The following is a 19,028-nucleotide window of genomic DNA, read 5'->3' as shown; positions in this document are numbered from 1 at the left end:
CGCTCACGGCCCCCAGATTGCGCGGCCGAGCTTCAGCCCGGCCCAGAGCGCGCCGACCGCGAGCCCGACCGAGGCCGCCGCATAGGCTGCCGCGGCCAGCCCGCGGCCGCGCTCGATCAGCGTCAGCGCGTCCAGCGAGAACGCCGAGAAGGTGGTGAAGCCGCCGAGCACGCCGGTGAGCAGGAAGGGCGCCATCCGGCCCCAGCTGCCCGGGAAACGCTCCATCAGCGCGACCGCGAGCAGCCCCATCAGCGCCGAGCCGAGCACGTTGACCGCCAGGGTTCCCCAGGGAAAGCCCGGCGCCAGGCGGCCGATCCAGGCCACGGTCAGGAAGCGCAGCGAGGCGCCGATCGCGCCGCCGGCCGCCACCGCCGCGATCGCCAGGGGCGGCGGGCTCATGCCTGCCGCTCCCGGCGCAGGCGGGCGAAATAGTCGCGCCGCTTCTTCATCTCGCGCTCGAAGCCCCGCTCCACCGGCTCGTAGAGCTCGGCCCGGGCCATGCCGTCGGGAAAATAGTCCTGGCCCGAGAAGGCATCCGGCGCGTCGTGGTCATAGGCATAGCCCTTTCCGAAGCCCTGCGCGCGCATCAGGTCGGTGGGCGCGTTCAGGATATGGTCCGGCGGCGGCGCCGAGCCGGTCTGCTTGGCGATCCGGCGCGCCGCCTTGTAGGCGGCATAGCCGGCATTGGATTTCGGCGCCAGCGCGAGATAGAGGCAGGCCTGCGCCAGCGCCAGCTCGCCCTCCGGGCTGCCGAGCCGCTCGTAGACCTGCCAGGCGGCGAGGCAATGGGCCTGCGCCTCCGGATCGGCGAGGCCGATATCCTCCACCGCCATCCGGGTCAGCCGGCGCGCCAGGTAATGCGGGTCCTCGCCGCCCTCGAGCATGCGGGCGAGCCAGTAGAGCGCGGCATCCGGATCGGAGCCGCGGACCGACTTGTGCAGCGCCGAGATCAGCCCGTAATGCGCATCCCCGGCGCGGTCATAGACCGGCGCGCGGCGGGTCAGGCGCGCGCGCAGCCCCTCGGCATCATGCGGCCCGGCGCCGAGCCGGCCGACCTGCTCGGCGAGGTTGAGCAGCGCCCGCCCGTCGCCATCGGCCATCGCGACCAGCGCCGCCCGCGCCTCCCCGGTCAGCGGCAGGGCGCCGATCTCGGCCTCGGCGCGGGCCAGCAGCGCCGCCAGCGCATCCTCGCCGAGCCGGTAGAGCCGCACCACCTCGGCGCGCGACAGCAGCGCCGCGTTGAGCGCGAAGGAGGGGTTCTCGGTGGTCGCGCCGACGAGGATGATCGTGCCGCGCTCCATATGCGGCAGGAAGCCGTCCTGCTGCGCCTTGTTGAAGCGGTGGATCTCGTCGACGAAGAGCAGCGTGCCCTGCCCCGCGGCATGGGCGCGCTCGGCGGTCTCGAACACCCGGCGCAGATCGGCGACGCCGGTGAAGATCGCCGAGATCTGCACGAAGCGGTGCGTGGTCTCGGCCGCGAGGAGGCGCGCGATGGTGGTCTTGCCGACACCGGGCGGGCCCCAGAGGATCAGCGAGGAGAGCTCGCCCGCCCGCAGCATCGCGCCGATCGGGCCGTCCGGGCCGATCGCGCCCTCCTGCCCGATCACCTCGGCGAGCCGGCCCGGGCGCAGCCGGTCGGCCAGCGGGCGCGGGCCGGCGGCCGCCGCGCCGCCATCGGGTGCCCCGGCGGAGAACAGGTCGCCCATCAGCCGCCGATCACCAGCTGGCCGCGGCGCCCGTTGCGCAGGATCTCCAGCACGATGCGGGTGCGGGCGCTGCGGAAGGCGTCCAGCAGCTCGCCGACCTTGCGCACCTCCTGCCCGTCGGCGGAGAGGATCACGTCGCCGCCGCGCAGCCCGACCCGGCGCGAGACGTCGCGCGCCCGCACCACCAGCACGCCGCGGGTGGTGACCGGCAGCCCGGCCTCCTGGATCACCGCCGGGTTGACGCTGACCAGCTCCAGCCCGCGCAGCGCGCCGCGGCGGATCAGCGTCTCCTCGCGGGGCGGGATCTCCGGCGCCGCCACCAGCCGCACCGAGGCGCGCCGCGGCTCGCCGTCGCGCAGATAGCTGACCTCGGCGCCGCGCCCGGTGCCGAGCGTCGCGGCGCGGAAGTTGAGCTCGGACATGCTGTCGACCTTCTGGCCGCCGAGCCCGGTCAGCACGTCGCCGGGCTCGAGCCCCGCCGCGGCCAGCCGGCTCGCCGGGTGCAGCGCCTCGATCACCACGCCGCGGGCCTCCTCGAGCCCCAGCGCCTCGGCCAGATCGCCGGTGACGGCGGCGCCGTCGATGCCGAGCCAGGGCCGCTCGAGCTCCGCCTCGCCGGTGCGCGCCGCCTCGACCACGCGCGCCACCAGATTGGCCGGCACCGCGAAGCCGATGCCGTTGGAGCCGCCGGAGCGCGACAGGATCGCGGTGTTGACGCCGATCAGCCGGCCGTCCATGTCGACCAGCGCGCCGCCGGAATTGCCCGGATTGATCGCCGCGTCGGTCTGGATGTAGTAGCCGTCGCGCAGCCGCCGCCCGGCGCCGCTGCGCGCCAGCCCCGAGACGATGCCCGAGGTCACCGTCTGCCCGACGCCGAAGGGGTTGCCGATGGCCAGCACAAGGTCGCCGACCTCCAGCGTGTCGCTGTCGCGGATGTCGAGCGCCGGCAGGTCATGCGCGCCCTTGAGCTGCACCACCGCGAGGTCGGACTGCTCGTCGGCGAAGATCACCCGGCCCTCGAACTCGCGCTTGTCGGCGAGCACCACGGTGATCTCGTCCGCCCCGGCCACCACGTGATGGTTGGAGACGACGATGCCGGCCGGGTCGAGGATCACGCCAGAGCCGAGGGAGTTCTCGATCCGCCGCGCGCCGGGCATGTCGCGGAACACGTCGCCGAAGAACTCGCGCAGGAACGGATCGTTGCCGAACGGGCTGCGGCGCCCGGCCACCACCTTGCGCGCATAGATGTTGACGACCGCGGGCGCGGCCTTCCTCACCACCGGCGCGAAGCTGAGCTGGATCTGGCCGCGGCTCTCGGGCACCCGCAGGGCGGGACGCGGCTCCGGCTGCGGCGATGTCCGGGTCTGCGCCGCGCGGACCGGGCCGGGCGCATCGGTGCCGGGCGCATCGGTCGCGGCCGCGGGGCCGGCAGCCGGACGCTCGACGCCGGCCGCACAGGCGGCCAGCGCGAAGATCAGGGAAACGAGGACGAGACGCAGGCTCATGGGCGGGCTCCCGGTGTCACGACCGACACCCCAAACCTAGGCCAGCGGTGTCGGCGGCGAAAGCCCTCAGGCCCCCGCCAGGGCGCGGCTCACGCCTCCGCGGCCTCCTCGGCGGCGACGCGCTCGCGGTCAATGGCGCCCTTGGCGTCGAGATCGCGGTCGACCAGCTCGATGATCGCCATCGGCGCCATGTCGCCATAGCGGAAGCCGGCCTTCAGCACGCGGGAATAGCCGCCGGGGCGCTTGGCATAGCGCTCGCCGAGGGTGTCGAAGAGCTTCTTCACCGCCGGCTCCTGCCGGATCTGCGCCGCCACCAGGCGACGGGCATGCAGGTCGCCGCGCTTGGCCAGCGTGATCAGCTTCTCGACATAGGGGCGAAGCTCCTTCGCCTTGGGCAGCGTGGTCTTGATCTGCTCGTGCTCGATCAGCGAGCAGGCCATGTTGGCGAGCATCGCCTTGCGGTGCTCGTGGGTGCGGTTCAGCTTGCGGTAGCCATTGCCGTGGCGCATGGGTCTGTTCTCCGTCTACGGGGTTTATGCTTTGTTGGTTGGGGGGCCGAGGCCCCCATCCGTACCGTCGTCGCGAGGACCGTCAGAGATGGTCCTCGAACTTCTTCGCGAGATCCTCGATGTTCTCGGGCGGCCATTCCGGCACATCCATCCCGAGATGCAGGCCCATGGTGGTGAGGACCTCCTTGATCTCGTTCAGCGACTTGCGCCCGAAGTTCGGGGTCCGGAGCATCTCCGCCTCGGTCTTCTGGATCAGGTCGCCGATATAGACGATGTTGTCGTTCTTCAGGCAGTTCGCCGAGCGCACCGAGAGCTCGAGCTCGTCGACCTTCTTGAGCAGCAGCGGGTTGAACTCGAGATCGCTCTCCTCCTCCGCCCGCGAGGCGGCCTGCGGCTCCTCGAAGTTGATGAAGGTCTGGAGCTGGTCCTGCAGGATGCGCGCGGCATAGGCCAGCGCATCGTCCGGGCTCAGCGAGCCGTCGGTCTCCACCGTGATCGAGAGCTTGTCATAGTCGAGCACCTGGCCCTCGCGGGTCGGGTCGACCTTGTAGGACACCCGCTTCACCGGCGAGTAGAGCGCGTCGATCGGGATATAGCCGATCGGCGCGTCCTCGGGCCGGTTCTTGTCGGCCGCGACATAGCCCTTGCCGACGCCGACGGTGAGCTCGGCATGGAAGCTCGCGCCCTCGTCGAGGTGGCAGATCACGTGATCCTTGTTGATCACGGTCACGCCGGCGATCTCGACGATGTCGGCCGCGGTCACCACGCCCGGGCCGGAGGCCGAGAGCTGCAGCCGCTTGCTGCCGTCGCCGTCCATCGCGATCGCAACCCCCTTGAGGTTGAGCACGATATCGGTAACGTCCTCACGGACGCCGGTCACGCTCGAGAACTCGTGCAGCACACCGTCGATCTGCACCGCGGTGATCGCCGAGCCCTGCAGCGAGGAGAGGAGCACGCGCCGCAGCGCGTTGCCGAGCGTCAGGCCGAATCCGCGTTCCAGCGGCTCCGCCACGGCGGTCGCGACGCGCTTGGGGTCGCGGCCGGGCGTGACCTCGAGGCCGCGCGGCTTGATGAGCTCCTGCCAATTCTTGTGGATCATGCGTCTGCCCTCCATGCCAGTGACCGGCCTGACCCTAGGCCGGTCACACCCGAGGAAATGCGAAATGGCCCGCGCGGAGCGCGGGCCGGGCCTCTTGGACCGGATCTGGTCAAACGCGACGGCGCTTGGGGGGCCGGCAGCCGTTGTGCGCGATCGGGGTGACATCGCGGATCGCGGTCACCTGAAAGCCCACGGCCTGCAGCGCGCGCAGCGCCGATTCGCGACCCGAGCCGGGCCCCTGCACCTCGACCTCGAGGGTCCGCATGCCGTGCTCCTGCGCCTTGCGGCCGGCATCCTCGGCCGCCACCTGGGCGGCATAGGGCGTCGACTTGCGCGAGCCCTTGAAGCCCATCGTGCCGGCGGACGACCAGGCGATCGTGTTGCCCTGCGCGTCGGAAATCGTGATCATCGTGTTGTTGAAGGACGAGTTCACGTGGGCCACGCCCGAGGTGATGTTCTTCGAGACCTTCTTGCGGGAAACCGCCCGCTTGTCGCGCGCCATGTTCGGACCTCTTGCGAATTACTTCTTCTTGCCGGCGATCGGCTTTGCCGGGCCCTTGCGGGTGCGGGCATTCGTGTGGGTGCGCTGGCCGCGCACCGGCAGACCGCGCCGATGCCGCAGGCCGCGATAGCAGCCGAGATCCATCAGCCGCTTGATGTCCACCGCGCGCTCGCGGCGGAGGTCACCCTCGACCGTGAGATTCGCGTCGACATACTCGCGAATCGCGAGCACCTCGGCGTCCGAGAGCTCGTTGACACGACGCTCCATCGGAATGCTCAGATCGTTGCAGATCTTGTTGGCCGTGGTGTGCCCGATGCCATGAACATAGGTCAGGGCAATCGGCACACGCTTGGCCGTCGGAATGTTAACGCCTGCGATGCGCGCCACCTGTCTCTCCGTCTTGCTGCTCCGGCCCCGCTTCCGGTGGCCGGCTCGCGCCGGCGGCAATGCCGCCCTGGCTCGTCCGTGTTTGTCCGTATCGCCTTATCGCGCGAAGGCCGCGCGGCGGGCCGGATGGTTCCGACCCGTGACCGAGCAGCCCTCAGGAAGCGCGCAATATAGCCATGCCGCTGCCGGGCGCAACCCCCAAATCGCGTCGCGCCCGCGCGAACCGTCCCGCATCGTCAGCCGAGGCCCATGGCCTTGCGGATCTGCGCGAAGACATCGTCGATCTCGGCCATGCCGTCGACGCTCTTCAGCTTGCCGGCCTGCTGGTAATAGGCGATCAGCGGCGCCGTCTCGGCATGATAGGCGCCGAGTCGCGCCCGCACGGTCTCGGCATTGTCGTCCGGCCGGCGCTTGAACTCAGTGCCGCCGCACTTGTCGCAGACGCCCTCGGCGGTCGGTTTCTTGTGCCGGTCGTGATAGCCCTCGCCGCAGCCGGCGCAGGTGTAGCGCCCGGAGACGCGGTCCACCAGCAGCTCGTCGTCGACCTCCATCGAGACCACCGCATCGAGCGTCAGGCCCTTCTCGGCCAGCAGCCCGTCGAGCGCCTCGGCCTGCGCCGCGGTGCGCGGGAAGCCGTCGAAGATCACGCCCTGGGAGACGTCCGGCGCGTCGAGCCGCTCGGAGACCACGCCGATGACGATGTCGTCGGAGACCAGCTCGCCGGCCTCCATCACCGCCTTGGCCTTCTGCCCGACCTCGGTGCCCGCCGCCACCGCCGCGCGCAGCATGTCTCCGGTCGACAGCTGCACCATGCCGTCACGCTCCACCAGCATCCGTGCCTGGGTGCCCTTTCCGGCCCCCGGCGGCCCGAGCAGAATGATGTTCATCAACGTCCCTCCACGTCTTCTTCTCTCACCTTGACCTGATAGTCGACGCAGTGGGTGTGCAGCCTAGATTCGGCGCGGTCCAGAGCGCTTCTTGCCGCGGATCTTCGATTTCTCGATCAGCCCCTGATACTGGTGCGCCATGAGATGGCTCTGGATCTGGGTGATCGTGTCCATCGTGACCGAGACGACGATCAGCAGCGAGGTGCCGCCGAAATAGAACGGCACGCCGACCTCGGCGATCAGCAGTTCCGGCAGCAGGCAGACCACCACCAGGTAGATCGCGCCCACCACCGAGAGCCGCGTCAGCACGAAGTCGAGATACTCCGCGGTGCGCTTGCCGGGCCGGATGCCGGGCACGAAGCCGCCATGCTTCTTGAGGTTCTCCGCCACGTCCTCGGGGTTGAACACCACCGCGGTGTAGAAGAACACGAAGAACACGATCAGCGCCGAGAACAGCACCAGAAAGAGCGGCTGGCCATGGCCGAGCAGCGCCGCCACCGTGCCGAGCCAGCCGGCCGAGCCGTCGGCCGCCGAGAAGCTCGCCACCGTGGTCGGCAGCAGCAGCAGCGAGGAGGCGAAGATCGGCGGGATCACGCCGGCGGTGTTGATCTTCAGCGGCAGGAACTGGTTCTCGCCGCCATACATCTTCTGGCCGACCTGGCGCTTGGGATACTGGATCAGGATCCGCCGCTGCGCGCGCTCGACATAGACCACGCCGTAGATCACGGCGATCGCCATCAGCATGATGCCGATGATCGCGAACGTGGAGAGCTGGCCGGTGCGGCCGAGCTCGAAGAACTGCGCCAGCGCGCCGGGCAGCTCGGCGACGATGCCGACGAAGATGATCAGCGAGATGCCGTTGCCGACGCCGCGCGCGGTGATCTGCTCGCCGAGCCACATCAGGAACATCACGCCGCCCACCAGCGTGATCACCGCGGTCGCCCGGAAGAACATGCCCGGCTCCACCGCCATGCCCTGCCCCTCGAGCCCGACCGCCATGCCATAGGCCTGGATCGTGGCGAGGAACACCGTGCCGTAGCGGGTGTACTGGTTGATCTTCTTGCGCCCGGCCTCGCCTTCCTTCTTCAGCCGCTCGAGCTCGGGCACCATGGAGGTGGCGAGCTGCATGATGATCGAGGCGGAGATGTAGGGCATGATCCCGAGCGCGAAGATCGCCATGCGCTGCACGGCGCCGCCGGTGAACATGTTGAAGACGCCGATGATGCCGCCCTGGGTCTGCTCGATGAACTGCTGCAGCTGGACGGTGTCGATGCCGGGAAGGGGGATGAACGTCCCCGCCCGATAGACGCAGAGCAGGGCGAGCGTGAAGAGCAGCCGCTGCTGCAGGTCCTTGGCCTTGCCGAACGAGCCGAAGCTCAGATTGGCAGCCATCTGTTCGGTGCTCGAGGCCATGGGGATCCTCCCGGTATGTGGGCATGCCGCGCGGACGGCATGGAGGCGCGACCTGCGCGTCCCCTCACATCGACCCTCCGGCGCCCGTGGTCAAGTCTGGGGTCAGCCCCCCGGGCCCGCCCTGTGGCAGACCCGTCGCGATCGGCGGGGCGGGGCGACCATCGGCCGCCCTGCCCCGGGATCGGATCAGCCCTCGGCCGGGGCTTCCTCGGCCTTCGGCGCGGTCACCGTGAGGGTGCCGCCGGCGGCCGCAACCGCCTCGATCGCCCCCTGCGAGGCGCCGGTGACGGTGATCTTCAGACCCTTGGTCAGCGGCTTGACGACGACATCGCCGCCCTCCGCCTCGTGATCCACCAGGCCCTTGCCGAGCACCCGCACGCCGTCCTTGATGCGCCGCACCAGGCCCGACTCGAGCAGCACCGCCTCGGTGATCTCGGCATCGGCCTTGATCTTGCCCGCCTCGATGAAGCGCTGGATCTGGCCGAGATTGATCACCGTGAACGCCTTGCGGAACGGCTTGCTGAAGCCGCGCTTCGGCAGGCGACGGTGGAGCGGCATCTGGCCGCCCTCGAAGCCGTTCACGGTCGAGCCGGAGCGGGACTTGTAGCCCTTGATGCCGCGGCCCGCGGTCTTGCCCTTGCCGGAGCCCGGGCCGCGCGCGAGGCGCTTCTTCTTCTTCGACGCGCCCGGATTGTCGCGGAGGTCGGTCAGTCTCATTGTCGCATCTCCTCATGCCGGATCGGCGGGGCGATGCGCGCCCCCGCCGCCACGGCCTGTACAACGGCCCCGCGGGGCCACAAGGCTGTCAGCCCCGCTCCTCGACGATCTCGACGAGATGCGGGATGCTCTCCACCATGCCCCGGACCGCGGGCGTGTCCTCAAGCTCGCGGGTCCGGTGCATCTTGTTGAGGCCGAGGCCCTTCAGCGTCTCGCGCTGGACCTTCGGGCGGCGGATCGGCGAGCCGATCTGCTTGACGACGATGGTCTTGGCCATGGATCAAGCCTCCGCCTGTGCCGGCTCGGCGGCCGGCTGATCGTCGCGGGCGCCGAGGATGTCGGCGACCTTCTTGCCCCGGCGCGAGGCCACCTGGCGGGGCGACTGCGTGCGCAGCAGCCCGTCGAAGGTGGCCCGGATCATGTTGTAGGGGTTCTGGCTGCCGGTCGATTTCGCGACGACATCCTGCACCCCGAGCATCTCGAACACCGCGCGGCAGGGGCCGCCGGCGATGATGCCGGTACCCTGCGGCGCCGTCCGCATCTCCACCACGCCGGCGCCGTGGCGCCCGCGGATGTCGTGATGCAGCGTCCGGCCCTCGCGGAGCGGCACACGGATCATCGTGCGCTTGGCCTCCTCGGTGGCCTTGCGGATCGCCTCGGGGACCTCCTTGGCCTTGCCCGAGCCGAAGCCCACGCGGCCCTTCTGGTCGCCGACGACGACGAGTGCCGCAAAGCCGAAGCGTTTGCCGCCCTTCACCGTCTTCGAGACGCGGTTGATCGCCACGAGGCGATCGGAAAGCTCGGGATCGCTGTCGTCCCGGCGGTCGTGATGACCCCCGCGGCCGCGGCCGCCTCCGTCCCGTTCTGCCATCTTGGCCTCCTTAGAATTTCAGCCCGCCCTCGCGCGCGGCATCAGCCAGCGCCTTGAGCTTGCCGTGATAGAGAAACCCGCCGCGGTCGAAGAACACTTCCTCGACGCCGTGGGCCTTGGCCCGCTCGGCAATCGCCGCGCCGACCTTGGCCGCCGCCTCGAGGTTGTTCTTGCCGACGACGCCGAGCGCCGGTTCGAGGCTCGACGCCGCGGCCAGGGTACGGCCCTGCACGTCGTCGATCAGCTGGACGCTGATGTTCTTCGACGAGCGGTGAACCGTCAGCCGCAGGCGGTCGCCCGCCATCTTTCTCAGCTTGTTGCGCACGCGCATACGGCGGCGCTGGAACAAGTCGCGTTTGTTCGCCATGATCGCGTGCCCTTACTTCTTCTTGCCTTCCTTGCGGAAGATGTACTCGCCCTTGTAGCGGATGCCCTTGCCCTTGTAGGGCTCGGGCGGCCGCCACTCGCGGATCTTCGCCGCCGTCTCGCCGACGAGCTGCTGGTCGATCCCGGTGATCTCGATCTCGGTGGGCTTGGCGCATTTCACGTCGATGCCCTCGGGGATCGGGAACTCCACGTCGTGGCTGTAACCGAGCGCCATCTTGAGCATCTTGCCCTGGACCTGCGCACGATAGCCGACGCCGGTGATCTCGAGCTCCTTCTTGAAGCCCTCGGTCACACCCTGCGCGATATTGGCGATCTGGCTGCGGGTCATGCCCCACATCTGCCGGGCGCGCTTGGTGTCGGCGCGCGGCTTGACGGAGATCGTGTTGCCATCGAGCAGGAGCTCGATTTCCTCGCTTGCGGTGAAGCTGCGCGTGCCCTTCGGGCCCTTGCACTCCACGGTCTGCCCGTTGAGCTTGAACTCGGCGCCCTTCGGCGCCTCCACGGGTCGCTTGCCGATACGTGACATGGGGCCCTCCTCAGAACACCTGGCAGAGCACTTCGCCGCCGACATTCTCGGCACGCGCGCGCGCATCTGACATCACGCCCTTGGGCGTGGAGACGATCGAGACGCCAAGCCCGTTGCGCACCTGCGGCAGCTCGCTCACGCCGGAATAGTAGCGCCGGCCAGGGGTGGACACGCGGTTGAGCTCGCGGATCACCGGACGGCCGTCGAAATACTTCAGGCTGATCTCGACCTCGGGCTTGTGGTCGCCCTTGTCGATCACCTCGTAGCCGCGGATGAAGCCCTCCTCCTGGAGCACCTCGAGCACGCGCAGGCGCAGCTTGGAGCTGGGCGAGCGCACGGTGGACCGCTTGCGCATCTGCGCGTTGCGGATCCGGGTGAGCATATCCCCGAGCGGATCGTTCACAGACATTCGCTCCCCCTCACCAGCTCGACTTGACCATGCCCGGGATCTCGCCGCGGGAGGCAAGATCGCGCAGCGCGATACGGCTCATCTTGAGCTTGCGATAATAGGCCTTGGGCCGGCCGGACACCTGGCACCGGTTGTGCAACCGGGTCGGGCTCGAATTGCGCGGCAGCTTCGCGAGCTTCATCCGCGCCTTGAACCGCTCCTCCGGGGAGAGGTCCTCGTTGGTCGCAGCCGCCTTCAGCGCCGCACGCTTCTCGGCGTACTTCGCGACCAGGCGCTGGCGCTTCTTCTCGCGCTCGACCATGCTGACTTTCGCCATATCAAATCCCTCCCGCGCCTATTTCGTGAACGGCATGTTGAAATGCCGAAGGAGCGAGCGCGCCTCATCATCATTGCCCGCGGTGGTGCAGATGATGATGTCCATGCCCCAGATCGCCTCGACCTTGTCGTACTCGATCTCGGGGAACACGATGTGCTCCTTGATTCCGAAGGCGTAGTTGCCGGCGCCGTCGAAGCTCTTCGGGTTCACCCCGCGGAAGTCGCGGATACGCGGCATCGCGATGGTGATCAGGCGGTCGAGGAAGTCGTACATGCGCTCGCGGCGCATCGTCACCTTCACGCCGATCGGCATCCCCTCGCGCAGCTTGAAGCCGGCGATGGAGTTCCGCGCGCGGGTGATCACCGGCTTCTGGCCGGAGAGCTTCATCATGTCGTCATGGGCCGACTTGATCTTCTTCGAATCGGCCACGGCCTCGCCGACGCCCATGTTCAGCACGATCTTGTCGAGCCGCGGGATCATCATGTCGTTCTTGTAGCCGAACTCTTCCTTCAGCTTCGGCCGGATCTCGTCGGCATAGAGCGTGCGCAGCCGGGGCACATAACGCGAACCGTCAGCCATCGATGACCTCCCCGGATTTCTTGGCGTAGCGCACCTTGGTGCCGTCCTCGAGGAACTTGAAGCCGACCCGGGTGGGGCCGCCCTTCTCGGGATCGACCAGCGCGAGGTTGGAGAGCTGGATCGCCGATTCCTTGGGAATCCGGCCGCCCTGGCTCTGCGCGCTCTGCTTGGTGTGCCGGATCACCATGTTGACGCCGGACACGATGGCGCGGCCCTCCTTCGGGCGCACCTCGAGGATCTCGCCCTCTTTGCCCTTGTCGCGGCCGGTGATGACCACGACCTTGTCGCCCTTCTTCAGCTTGGCCGCCATCACAGCACCTCCGGCGCGAGGCTGATGATCTTCATGAAGGCCTTGGCGCGCAGCTCGCGGACCACCGGGCCGAAGATGCGGGTGCCGATCGGCTCCATGTTGTTGTTGATGATCACCGCCGCGTTGCGGTCGAAGCGGATGGTGGTGCCGTCGGGACGGTGCACCTCCTTGGCCGTGCGAACGACGACGGCCTTGCGCACATCGCCCTTCTTCACGCGGCCCCGCGGAATCGCCTCCTTGACGGAAACGACGATAATGTCGCCGACGCTAGCGTATTTCCGCTTCGCACCGCCCAGCACCTTGATGCACTGGACCCGGCGCGCACCGGAATTGTCGGCGACATCCAGATTGGTCTGCATCTGGATCATTGGTCAAACCTCCGACCTTCGGGCATGCGCCCGGGGTTTCGAAGGGAGATGCTGCCTCAGCTGAGCTGCGACACCACCTCCCATCGTTTCGTCTTCGACTTCGGGGCGCATTCCTGGATACGGACCTCGTCGCCCGCCTTGAAGGCGTTCGCCTCGTCATGCGCCCGGTATTTTTTCGACTTCTTGATCGTTTTCTTCAGAACCGGGTGGGTGAACCGACGCTCGACCAGGACCGTCACGGTCTGGTCGTTCTGGGCGCTCACCACCTTGCCCTGCAGGATTCGCTTCGGCATGCCTTACTCCGTGCCCGCCGCCGACGAGGACGCGGCACGGGCCGCCTCGATCGCCTTCTCGTTGAGAACCGTCTTCACCCGCGCCGCGTCGCGGCGCACCGCGCGCACCCGCCCGGTGTTCTCGAGCTGCCCGGTCGCGGCCTGGAAGCGGAGGTTGAACGCCTCCTTCTTCAGCGCCTCGAGCTCGTCGCGCAGCTGATCGGGCGTCTTGTCGCGCAGATCGATCGCTTTCATCGCTTCAGACTCCTCTCGGGGCTTGCGCCCTGAAAACAGTTTCGCGGCAGGACCACCGAAGGCCCTGCCTCACATTTCTCACCAATCCTCGCGGACGACGATCCGGGTCTTGATCGGCAGCTTCATGGCCCCGAGTCGGAGCGCTTCTCGTGCCACAGGCTCGGTCACGCCGTCAAGCTCGAACATGACGCGGCCGGGCTTCACCTTGGCCGCCCAGTATTCCACCGAGCCCTTGCCCTTGCCCATGCGGACCTCGGTCGGCTTCTGGGTCACCGGCACGTCGGGGAAGATCCGGATCCAGATCCGGCCCTGGCGCTTCATGTAGCGGTTCATCGCGCGGCGCGCCGCCTCGATCTGCCGCGCGGTGATGCGCTCGGGCTCGTCGGCCTTCAGCCCATAGGTGCCGAAGTTGAGCTCCGTGCCGCCCTTGGCCTCGCCCCTGATCCGGCCCTTGTGGGCCTTGCGGAACTTCGTGCGTTTCGGTTGCAGCATCGCTAGTCCTCCTCAGCTCCCGATCACGCGCGATCGCGGTCGCGGTCGCGTCCGCGGGGCCGGCCACCGCCGGTCTCCTGCATCTCGCTCTCGCGGCGGTCGCGGGCGGAGGGATCATGCTCCATGATCTCGCCCTTGAAGATCCAGACCTTCACGCCGATCACGCCATAGGCAGTGAGGCCCTCGGCATGGGCGTAATCGATATCCGCGCGCAGGGTGTGCAGCGGCACGCGGCCCTCGCGGTACCACTCGGTCCGGGCGATCTCGGCGCCGCCGAGACGGCCGGCGGCGTTGATCCGGATGCCCTGGGCACCCATCCGCATGGCGTTCTGCACGGCGCGCTTCAGCGCCCGGCGGAACGAGACGCGGCGCTCGAGCTGCTGGCAGATGTTCTCGGCCACCAGCTGGGCATCGACCTCGGGGCGGCGGATCTCGACGATGTTGAGATGCAGCTCGCTGTCGGTGAACTTCGAGAGCTTCTTGCGCAGCTTCTCGATGTCCGCACCCTTCTTGCCGATGATCACGCCGGGGCGCGCGGTGTGGATCGTCACCCGGCACTTGCGGTGCGGACGCTCGATCACCACGCGGCTGACGCCGGCCTGCTTGCACTCCTTCTTGATGAAGGCGCGGATCGCGAGATCCTCGTGCAGCAGGTCGCCATACTCCTTGGTGTTGGCGAACCAGCGGCTGTCCCAGGTGCGGTTGATGCCGACCCGAAGGCCGATCGGATTGACCTTGTGTCCCATCAGGCACTCTCCTCGGGCTGGCGCACCTTGATCGTGAGCTGGCTGAACGGCTTCTCGATCCGCCCGAACCGGCCGCGCGCCCGCGGGCGGCCGCGCTTCAGCACCATGTTCTTGCCCACATAGGCTTCGGCGACGACCAGCTCGTCGACATCGAGGCCGTGGTTGTTCTCGGCATTGGCGATCGCGCTCTCGAGCGTCTTCTTCACGTCCTGCGCGATGCGCTTCTTCGAGAAGGTGAGCTCGGCCAGCGCGCGGGCCACCGGCTTGCCGCGGATCATCCCGGCCACCAGGTTGAGCTTCTGGGGCGAGGTGCGCAGCATGCGGTTGACCGCCATCGCTTCGTTGTCGGCGCAGCGCCGGGGATTCTTTTCCTTACCCATGACTTATTTCCGCTTCGCCTTCTTGTCGGCCATGTGGCCGTAATAGGTGCGCGAGGGCGCAAACTCGCCGAACTTGTGCCCGATCATCTCCTCGGAGACGTTCACGGGGATGTGCTTCTTGCCGTTGTGCACGCCGAAGGTCAGGCCCACGAACTGCGGCAGGATGGTCGAGCGCCGCGACCAGATCTTGATCACCTCGTTGCGGCCCGACTCGCGCACCTTGGCGGCTTTCTTCAGAACATAGGGGTCGACGAACGGACCCTTCCAGACGGATCGAGACATCGTCTAACCTCACTTGCCCTTGCGCGCGTGGCGCGACCGGATGATGAACTTGTCGGTCTGCTTGTTGCTGCGCGTCCGACGACCCTTGGTCGGCTTGCCCCAGGGGGTCACCGGATGGCGCCCGCCCGAGGTGCGGCCCTCGCCGCCACCATGGGGGTGGTCGATCGGGTTCATCACGACGCCGCGCACGCTCGGGCGGATGCCCTTGTGCCGCATGCGGCCGGCCTTGCCGAAATTCTGGTTCGAGTGGTCGGGGTTCGACACCGCGCCCACCGTCGCCATGCACTCCTGGCGCACGATGCGCATCTCGCCCGAGTTGAGGCGGAGCTGGGCATAGTCGCCGTCGCGGCCGACGAACTGGGCATAGGTGCCCGCGGCGCGCGCGATCTGCCCGCCCTTGCCCGGCTTCATCTCCACGTTGTGGACGATGGTGCCGATCGGCATGCCGCGGAACGGCATCGCGTTGCCCGGCTTGATGTCGACCTTGGCGCCGGCCACCACCGTGTCGCCCACGGCGAGGCGCTGCGGCGCCAGGATGTAGCTCTGCGTCCCGTCCTCATACTTGATGAGCGCGATGAACGCGGTCCGGTTGGGGTCGTACTCGATCCGCTCGACCACCGCCGGCACGTCGAACTTGCGCCGCTTGAAGTCGACGATCCGATAGAGCTTCTTCACCCCGCCGCCGCGGCGGCGCATGGTGATCCGTCCGGTGTTGTTGCGGCCGCCCTTGCCGGTCAGTCCCTGGGTGAGGGACTTGACCGGACGGCCCTTCCACAGATCCGAACGGTCGATCAGAACCAGCCCGCGCTGGCCTGGCGTGGTCGGCTTGTATGTTTTCAACGCCATCTTGCTGTCGCCCGTTTGCTGTCAGCGAGCCTCAGAGGCCCGTGGTCACGTCGATCATGTGGCCCTCGGCGAGGGTCACATAGGCTTTCTTCACATCGCGGCGGCGGCCGGGACGGCCGCGGAACCGCTTCACCTTGCCCTTGGTCAGCACGGTGTTCACCGCCTTCACCTTGACGCCGAACAGCGTCTCGACGGCCTCGGTTATCTTGGGTTTGGTCGCATCCACCGCCACCTCGAAGACCACGGCGTTGTGCTCGGAGGCACTCGTGGTCTTCTCGGTCACGATCGGACGGCGGATCACTTCGTAGAGTTCTGCCTTCTCGGTCATTTCAGCCGCGCCTCCAGCGCTTCGACACCGGCCCGCGTCAGCACCAGCAGGTCCTGGCGCAGGATGTCGTAGACATTGGCCCCCTGGCTCGGCAGCACCTGCACGCCCTCGAAGTTGCGCGCGGCGCGGGCGAAGTTCTCGTCGAGCTCCGGCCCGTCGATCACCAGCGCCTTGCCCCAGCCGAGCTTCGCAACGCGCTCCTTGAGCGCCTTGGTCTTGCCCTCGGGCAGTTTCGCCTCGTCCAGCACCACCAGCTTGCCATCGCGCGCCTTGGCGGAGAGCGCCATGCGCAGGCCGAGCTTGCGGACCTTCTTCTGAAGGTCGTGCGCGTGGCTCCGCGGGGTCGGACCCTTGTAGGTGCCGCCCTTGCGGAAGATCGGGGCGTTGCGGTCGCCGTGACGCGCGCCGCCCGAGCCCTTCTGCCGCACGATCTTGCGGCTGGAATAGCTGACCTCCGAGCGGCCCTTCACCTTGTGCGTGCCGGCCTGGCGCGCGGCAAGCTGCCAGCGCACCACCCGGTGCAGGATGTCCGCGCGCGGCTCGACGTCGAAGACGTCGTCGGCGAGCTCAGCCTCGCCGGCCGCGGCAGCCTCCAGATTGATCACCTCGAGCTTCATGCCTTATCGCCTCCTTCGGGCGCGCCGCCCGCATCGTCACCGGCGCCCTGGTCCTCGGCGGCCTTGGCCTGCTCGGCCGCGAGCTCGGCCTGACGCGCCGCCTCGGCCTCGGCCTCGGCCGCCGCCGCCTCGGCCGCAGCCTCCTCGGCAAGCCGGGCCGCCTCGTCCGCCTTCGACTTCAGCGCCGCCGGCAGGATCGCGTTCTCGGGGAAGGGCTTCTTCACCGCGTCCTTGATCGTCACCCAGCCGCCCTTGGAGCCCGGCACCGCGCCCTTGACCATGATCAGGCCACGGCTGGCATCGGTGCGGACCACCTGCAGGTTCTGCACGGTCACCCGCGCATCGCCCATGTGGCCGGCCATCTTCTTGCCCTTGAACACCTTGCCGGGGTCCTGGCACTGGCCGGTCGAGCCATGCGCACGGTGGCTGATCGACACGCCGTGCGAGGCGCGCAGGCCGCCGAAGTTGTGCCGCTTCATGGCACCGGCGAAGCCCTTGCCGATCGAGGTGCCGGAGACATCCACGAACTGACCCTCGAAGTAGTGGTCAGCGGTGATCTCCTCACCCACGTCGATCAGGTTCTCCGGCGCCACCCGGAACTCCACCAGCTTGCGCTTGGGAGCCACGTTGGCCCGGGCGAAGTGCCCGCGCATCGGCTGCGACACGTTCTTCGGCTTGGCCATGCCCGCACCGAGCTGGACGGCGGTGTAGCCGTCGAGCTCGGCGGTGCGCTGTGCCACCACCTGAACCTTTTCCATCTGGAGAACGGTCACCGGCACCTGCCGTCCGTCCTCCATGAAGAGCCGGGTCATGCCCAGCTTCTTTGCGATCACGCCAGCTCGCATGGCCGCCTCCTCAGAGCTTGATCTCGACATCGACGCCCGCCGCGAGGTCGAGCTTCATGAGCGCATCCACCGTCTGCGGCGTTGGATCCACGATATCCAGCAGGCGCTTGTGCGTGCGGATCTCGAACTGCTCACGACTCTTCTTGTCGATATGGGGTCCACGCAGAACGGTGAATTTCTCGATCTTGTTCGGCAAAGGGATCGGCCCCCGCACCTGGGCGCCGGTTCGCTTGGCCGTGTTGACGATCTCCGCGGTGCTCGCATCGAGCACCCGGTGATCGAACGCCTTGAGGCGAATGCGAATGTTCTGACCTTGCATGTCTCAGCCTTGCCTTGGGCGCCCGGGCGCCGATTTTGATCTCAGATAGAACGTCGCCTGATCGGCCGTGCCGAGGCGGTTGGTGAGCGCCGCGATCCGGCGGGCGCCGGCACGATCGAAGGCGCGCATCGCCGCCTTCACATCGCCGAGGCCCTCGCGGCGCTGATGCGGGCCGATCCCGGCCAGCCTGGCCTCGGAGCCAAGCACCATGAACTCGGTCGCATCGAATGTCGTGCGCAGGAGCTCGAGCCCCGCGCGCCCGGCGAGCGAGGCGAAGCCCCGCGCGCTGTAGAGGTGCAGGTGCCGCGGCGCGTCGAGCTGCACCCATTCCCCGCCATAGCGCCGCCAGCCATAGGAGGCGGCGAGCGGAATGGCGACCATCACCACGCCGTCCGGGCCGGCGAGCCGCGCCATCGCGGCCAGCGCCGCCTCCGGATCGGCCATGTGCTCGAGCGCATGCGAGCAGGCCACCAGGTCGAACCGCCCCTCGACCTCGTCGATGCCGGCCCGGATCAGCCGCAGCCCCGGCGCCTCCGACGGCTCGAGATAGGGATCGGCCCCGGTCAGGTCGCGGAAGCCGAGCTCGGCCAGCTGGCGCAGCCAGCCGCCATCGCCGCAGCCGAGATCCAGGATCCGCGCGTCGCGCCCGAGCGGCCTGCCGACGGCGCCCGCCACCAGCGGCCGGAGCTGGCGCAGCCGGGCATGCGGCGCGATCCGGGCGAGCAGCCCGCCGAGGCCGCCGCTGCCGAAGGCCTCCGCCCGGTTGCGCAGCCGCGCGATGCCGGCCTTCAGCCCGCGCGCCGCCCCGCCGCTGCGGAAGGAGTAGTACGCGCCGCCGTAATAGCCCGCCATCTCCGCCGGCACGTCGACCAGGTCGAGGCTCTCGCAGCTGCCGCAGAGGCTGTAGGCGAACCGCGCCGCCGGCGCCGTCGCCGCCGGCTCGCCCGGCAGCGACAGCATGCGGTTGCCCGCGATGCCGCCGCAGCCGCTGCAGGGCAGCGCCGACGGGCCGAGATCGACGGCGAACGGCACGGTTGCGCCGCCGGCCGCCTCCCTCTCGTCTCGCTCTATCGCTGCCATCTGCATGTCCGGTGCCTTGAATAGCGAAACCCACGGCACGAACCGCGCCGTGGGTCGACCGCGTTTCCCGAGGTT

General features: G+C 68.6%; 31 protein-coding genes. All 31 read right to left on the bottom strand.

The features are described from left to right. Positions 1-3 precede the first annotated feature (3 nt). Positions 4-399 carry a fluoride efflux transporter CrcB gene (gene crcB, locus QSJ97_RS15230; protein ID WP_285672673.1) on the bottom strand — a complete coding sequence of 132 codons (396 nt, stop codon included), beginning with the start codon at positions 397-399 and terminating at the stop codon, positions 4-6. Next, positions 396-1,706: a replication-associated recombination protein A gene (locus QSJ97_RS15225; RefSeq protein WP_285672672.1), complete on the bottom strand. Its 1,311-nt coding sequence runs from the start codon at positions 1,704-1,706 to the stop codon at positions 396-398. The genes crcB and QSJ97_RS15225 overlap by 4 nt, the downstream gene beginning before the upstream one ends. After that, the gene (locus QSJ97_RS15220; protein WP_285672670.1) at positions 1,706-3,211 is read right to left on the bottom strand and encodes a Do family serine endopeptidase; all 1,506 of its coding nucleotides are present in this window, start codon (positions 3,209-3,211) and stop codon (positions 1,706-1,708) included. Before QSJ97_RS15220 ends, QSJ97_RS15225 begins: the two co-directional genes overlap by 1 nt. Before the next feature lie 89 nt (positions 3,212-3,300). Then, complete coding sequence (gene rplQ / locus QSJ97_RS15215; protein ID WP_285672669.1) at positions 3,301-3,720, bottom strand: 50S ribosomal protein L17; 420 nt, start codon at positions 3,718-3,720, stop codon at positions 3,301-3,303. Between the two features lie 82 nt (positions 3,721-3,802). Then, positions 3,803-4,819 (bottom strand): DNA-directed RNA polymerase subunit alpha, encoded by a 1,017-nt coding sequence (locus QSJ97_RS15210; RefSeq protein WP_285672668.1) that lies wholly within the window; start codon positions 4,817-4,819, stop codon positions 3,803-3,805. A gap of 109 nt (positions 4,820-4,928) precedes the next feature. After that, entirely contained in the window at positions 4,929-5,321 is a 393-nt protein-coding gene (gene rpsK / locus QSJ97_RS15205) for a 30S ribosomal protein S11 (protein ID WP_285672666.1), read from the bottom strand. Between the two features lie 18 nt (positions 5,322-5,339). Further along, positions 5,340-5,708 (bottom strand): 30S ribosomal protein S13, encoded by a 369-nt coding sequence (gene rpsM / locus QSJ97_RS15200; RefSeq protein ID WP_285672664.1) that lies wholly within the window; start codon positions 5,706-5,708, stop codon positions 5,340-5,342. A 236-nt stretch (positions 5,709-5,944) separates the two neighbouring features. After that, positions 5,945-6,595 carry an adenylate kinase gene (locus tag QSJ97_RS15195; RefSeq protein ID WP_285672663.1) on the bottom strand — a complete coding sequence of 217 codons (651 nt, stop codon included), beginning with the start codon at positions 6,593-6,595 and terminating at the stop codon, positions 5,945-5,947. A 63-nt stretch (positions 6,596-6,658) separates the two neighbouring features. Then, positions 6,659-8,008: a preprotein translocase subunit SecY gene (gene secY / locus QSJ97_RS15190; protein ID WP_285672661.1), complete on the bottom strand. Its 1,350-nt coding sequence runs from the start codon at positions 8,006-8,008 to the stop codon at positions 6,659-6,661. Positions 8,009-8,194: 186 nt separating this feature from the next. Continuing rightward, a complete protein-coding gene (gene rplO, locus QSJ97_RS15185) occupies positions 8,195-8,725 on the bottom strand; it encodes a 50S ribosomal protein L15 (RefSeq protein ID WP_285672659.1) in 531 nt (176 codons plus the stop codon). An 88-nt stretch (positions 8,726-8,813) separates the two neighbouring features. Then, entirely contained in the window at positions 8,814-9,002 is a 189-nt protein-coding gene (rpmD, locus tag QSJ97_RS15180; RefSeq protein WP_285672658.1) for a 50S ribosomal protein L30, read from the bottom strand. Positions 9,003-9,005: 3 nt separating this feature from the next. Next, positions 9,006-9,596 (bottom strand): 30S ribosomal protein S5, encoded by a 591-nt coding sequence (rpsE, locus tag QSJ97_RS15175; protein WP_285672657.1) that lies wholly within the window; start codon positions 9,594-9,596, stop codon positions 9,006-9,008. 10 nt (positions 9,597-9,606) lie between these two features. Beyond that, a complete protein-coding gene (gene rplR / locus QSJ97_RS15170; RefSeq protein ID WP_285672656.1) occupies positions 9,607-9,963 on the bottom strand; it encodes a 50S ribosomal protein L18 in 357 nt (118 codons plus the stop codon). Positions 9,964-9,975: 12 nt separating this feature from the next. Next, positions 9,976-10,509 carry a 50S ribosomal protein L6 gene (gene rplF, locus QSJ97_RS15165; RefSeq protein ID WP_285672655.1) on the bottom strand — a complete coding sequence of 178 codons (534 nt, stop codon included), beginning with the start codon at positions 10,507-10,509 and terminating at the stop codon, positions 9,976-9,978. A gap of 10 nt (positions 10,510-10,519) precedes the next feature. Then, complete coding sequence (gene rpsH / locus QSJ97_RS15160; RefSeq protein WP_285672653.1) at positions 10,520-10,918, bottom strand: 30S ribosomal protein S8; 399 nt, start codon at positions 10,916-10,918, stop codon at positions 10,520-10,522. Between the two features lie 10 nt (positions 10,919-10,928). Then, positions 10,929-11,234 (bottom strand): 30S ribosomal protein S14, encoded by a 306-nt coding sequence (rpsN, locus tag QSJ97_RS15155; RefSeq protein WP_285672651.1) that lies wholly within the window; start codon positions 11,232-11,234, stop codon positions 10,929-10,931. Positions 11,235-11,252: 18 nt separating this feature from the next. Beyond that, a complete protein-coding gene (gene rplE, locus QSJ97_RS15150) occupies positions 11,253-11,813 on the bottom strand; it encodes a 50S ribosomal protein L5 (RefSeq protein WP_285672649.1) in 561 nt (186 codons plus the stop codon). Beyond that, positions 11,806-12,123, bottom strand: coding sequence for a 50S ribosomal protein L24 (gene rplX, locus QSJ97_RS15145; RefSeq protein WP_285672648.1), 318 nt, complete (start codon positions 12,121-12,123; stop codon positions 11,806-11,808). Before rplX ends, rplE begins: the two co-directional genes overlap by 8 nt. Further along, on the bottom strand, positions 12,123-12,491 hold the full coding sequence (rplN, locus tag QSJ97_RS15140; protein WP_285672647.1) for a 50S ribosomal protein L14: 369 nt from the start codon (positions 12,489-12,491) through the stop codon (positions 12,123-12,125). The genes rplX and rplN overlap by 1 nt, the downstream gene beginning before the upstream one ends. Before the next feature lie 56 nt (positions 12,492-12,547). After that, a complete protein-coding gene (rpsQ, locus tag QSJ97_RS15135) occupies positions 12,548-12,784 on the bottom strand; it encodes a 30S ribosomal protein S17 (protein WP_285672646.1) in 237 nt (78 codons plus the stop codon). Between the two features lie 3 nt (positions 12,785-12,787). Beyond that, positions 12,788-13,018, bottom strand: a complete 231-nt coding sequence (gene rpmC, locus QSJ97_RS15130) for a 50S ribosomal protein L29 (protein WP_285672645.1) — start codon at positions 13,016-13,018, stop codon at positions 12,788-12,790. 78 nt (positions 13,019-13,096) lie between these two features. Next, positions 13,097-13,510 carry a 50S ribosomal protein L16 gene (gene rplP, locus QSJ97_RS15125; RefSeq protein WP_285672644.1) on the bottom strand — a complete coding sequence of 138 codons (414 nt, stop codon included), beginning with the start codon at positions 13,508-13,510 and terminating at the stop codon, positions 13,097-13,099. 23 nt (positions 13,511-13,533) lie between these two features. Next, complete coding sequence (rpsC, locus tag QSJ97_RS15120) at positions 13,534-14,256, bottom strand: 30S ribosomal protein S3 (RefSeq protein ID WP_285672643.1); 723 nt, start codon at positions 14,254-14,256, stop codon at positions 13,534-13,536. Further along, positions 14,256-14,636, bottom strand: coding sequence for a 50S ribosomal protein L22 (gene rplV / locus QSJ97_RS15115; protein WP_285672642.1), 381 nt, complete (start codon positions 14,634-14,636; stop codon positions 14,256-14,258). The genes rpsC and rplV overlap by 1 nt, the downstream gene beginning before the upstream one ends. A 3-nt stretch (positions 14,637-14,639) precedes the next feature. After that, on the bottom strand, positions 14,640-14,918 hold the full coding sequence (gene rpsS / locus QSJ97_RS15110) for a 30S ribosomal protein S19 (RefSeq protein ID WP_285672641.1): 279 nt from the start codon (positions 14,916-14,918) through the stop codon (positions 14,640-14,642). A gap of 9 nt (positions 14,919-14,927) precedes the next feature. Continuing rightward, positions 14,928-15,764: a 50S ribosomal protein L2 gene (gene rplB, locus QSJ97_RS15105; RefSeq protein ID WP_285672639.1), complete on the bottom strand. Its 837-nt coding sequence runs from the start codon at positions 15,762-15,764 to the stop codon at positions 14,928-14,930. Positions 15,765-15,795: 31 nt separating this feature from the next. Continuing rightward, positions 15,796-16,092 (bottom strand): 50S ribosomal protein L23, encoded by a 297-nt coding sequence (locus QSJ97_RS15100; protein WP_285672637.1) that lies wholly within the window; start codon positions 16,090-16,092, stop codon positions 15,796-15,798. Next, positions 16,089-16,709, bottom strand: coding sequence for a 50S ribosomal protein L4 (gene rplD / locus QSJ97_RS15095; RefSeq protein ID WP_285672636.1), 621 nt, complete (start codon positions 16,707-16,709; stop codon positions 16,089-16,091). The genes QSJ97_RS15100 and rplD overlap by 4 nt, the downstream gene beginning before the upstream one ends. Continuing rightward, on the bottom strand, positions 16,706-17,554 hold the full coding sequence (rplC, locus tag QSJ97_RS15090) for a 50S ribosomal protein L3 (protein ID WP_285672635.1): 849 nt from the start codon (positions 17,552-17,554) through the stop codon (positions 16,706-16,708). Before rplC ends, rplD begins: the two co-directional genes overlap by 4 nt. 10 nt (positions 17,555-17,564) lie before the next feature. Then, positions 17,565-17,873 carry a 30S ribosomal protein S10 gene (rpsJ, locus tag QSJ97_RS15085; protein ID WP_285672634.1) on the bottom strand — a complete coding sequence of 103 codons (309 nt, stop codon included), beginning with the start codon at positions 17,871-17,873 and terminating at the stop codon, positions 17,565-17,567. A 3-nt stretch (positions 17,874-17,876) separates the two neighbouring features. Continuing rightward, entirely contained in the window at positions 17,877-18,953 is a 1,077-nt protein-coding gene (locus QSJ97_RS15080; protein ID WP_285672633.1) for a class I SAM-dependent methyltransferase, read from the bottom strand. Between the last annotated feature and the right edge of the window lie 75 nt (positions 18,954-19,028).

The organism is Paralimibaculum aggregatum, from assembly GCF_030270585.1.
Lineage (GTDB): Bacteria > Pseudomonadota > Alphaproteobacteria > Rhodobacterales > Rhodobacteraceae > Thermohalobaculum > Thermohalobaculum aggregatum.
This window is presented reverse-complemented; position numbering and strand designations above follow the sequence as displayed.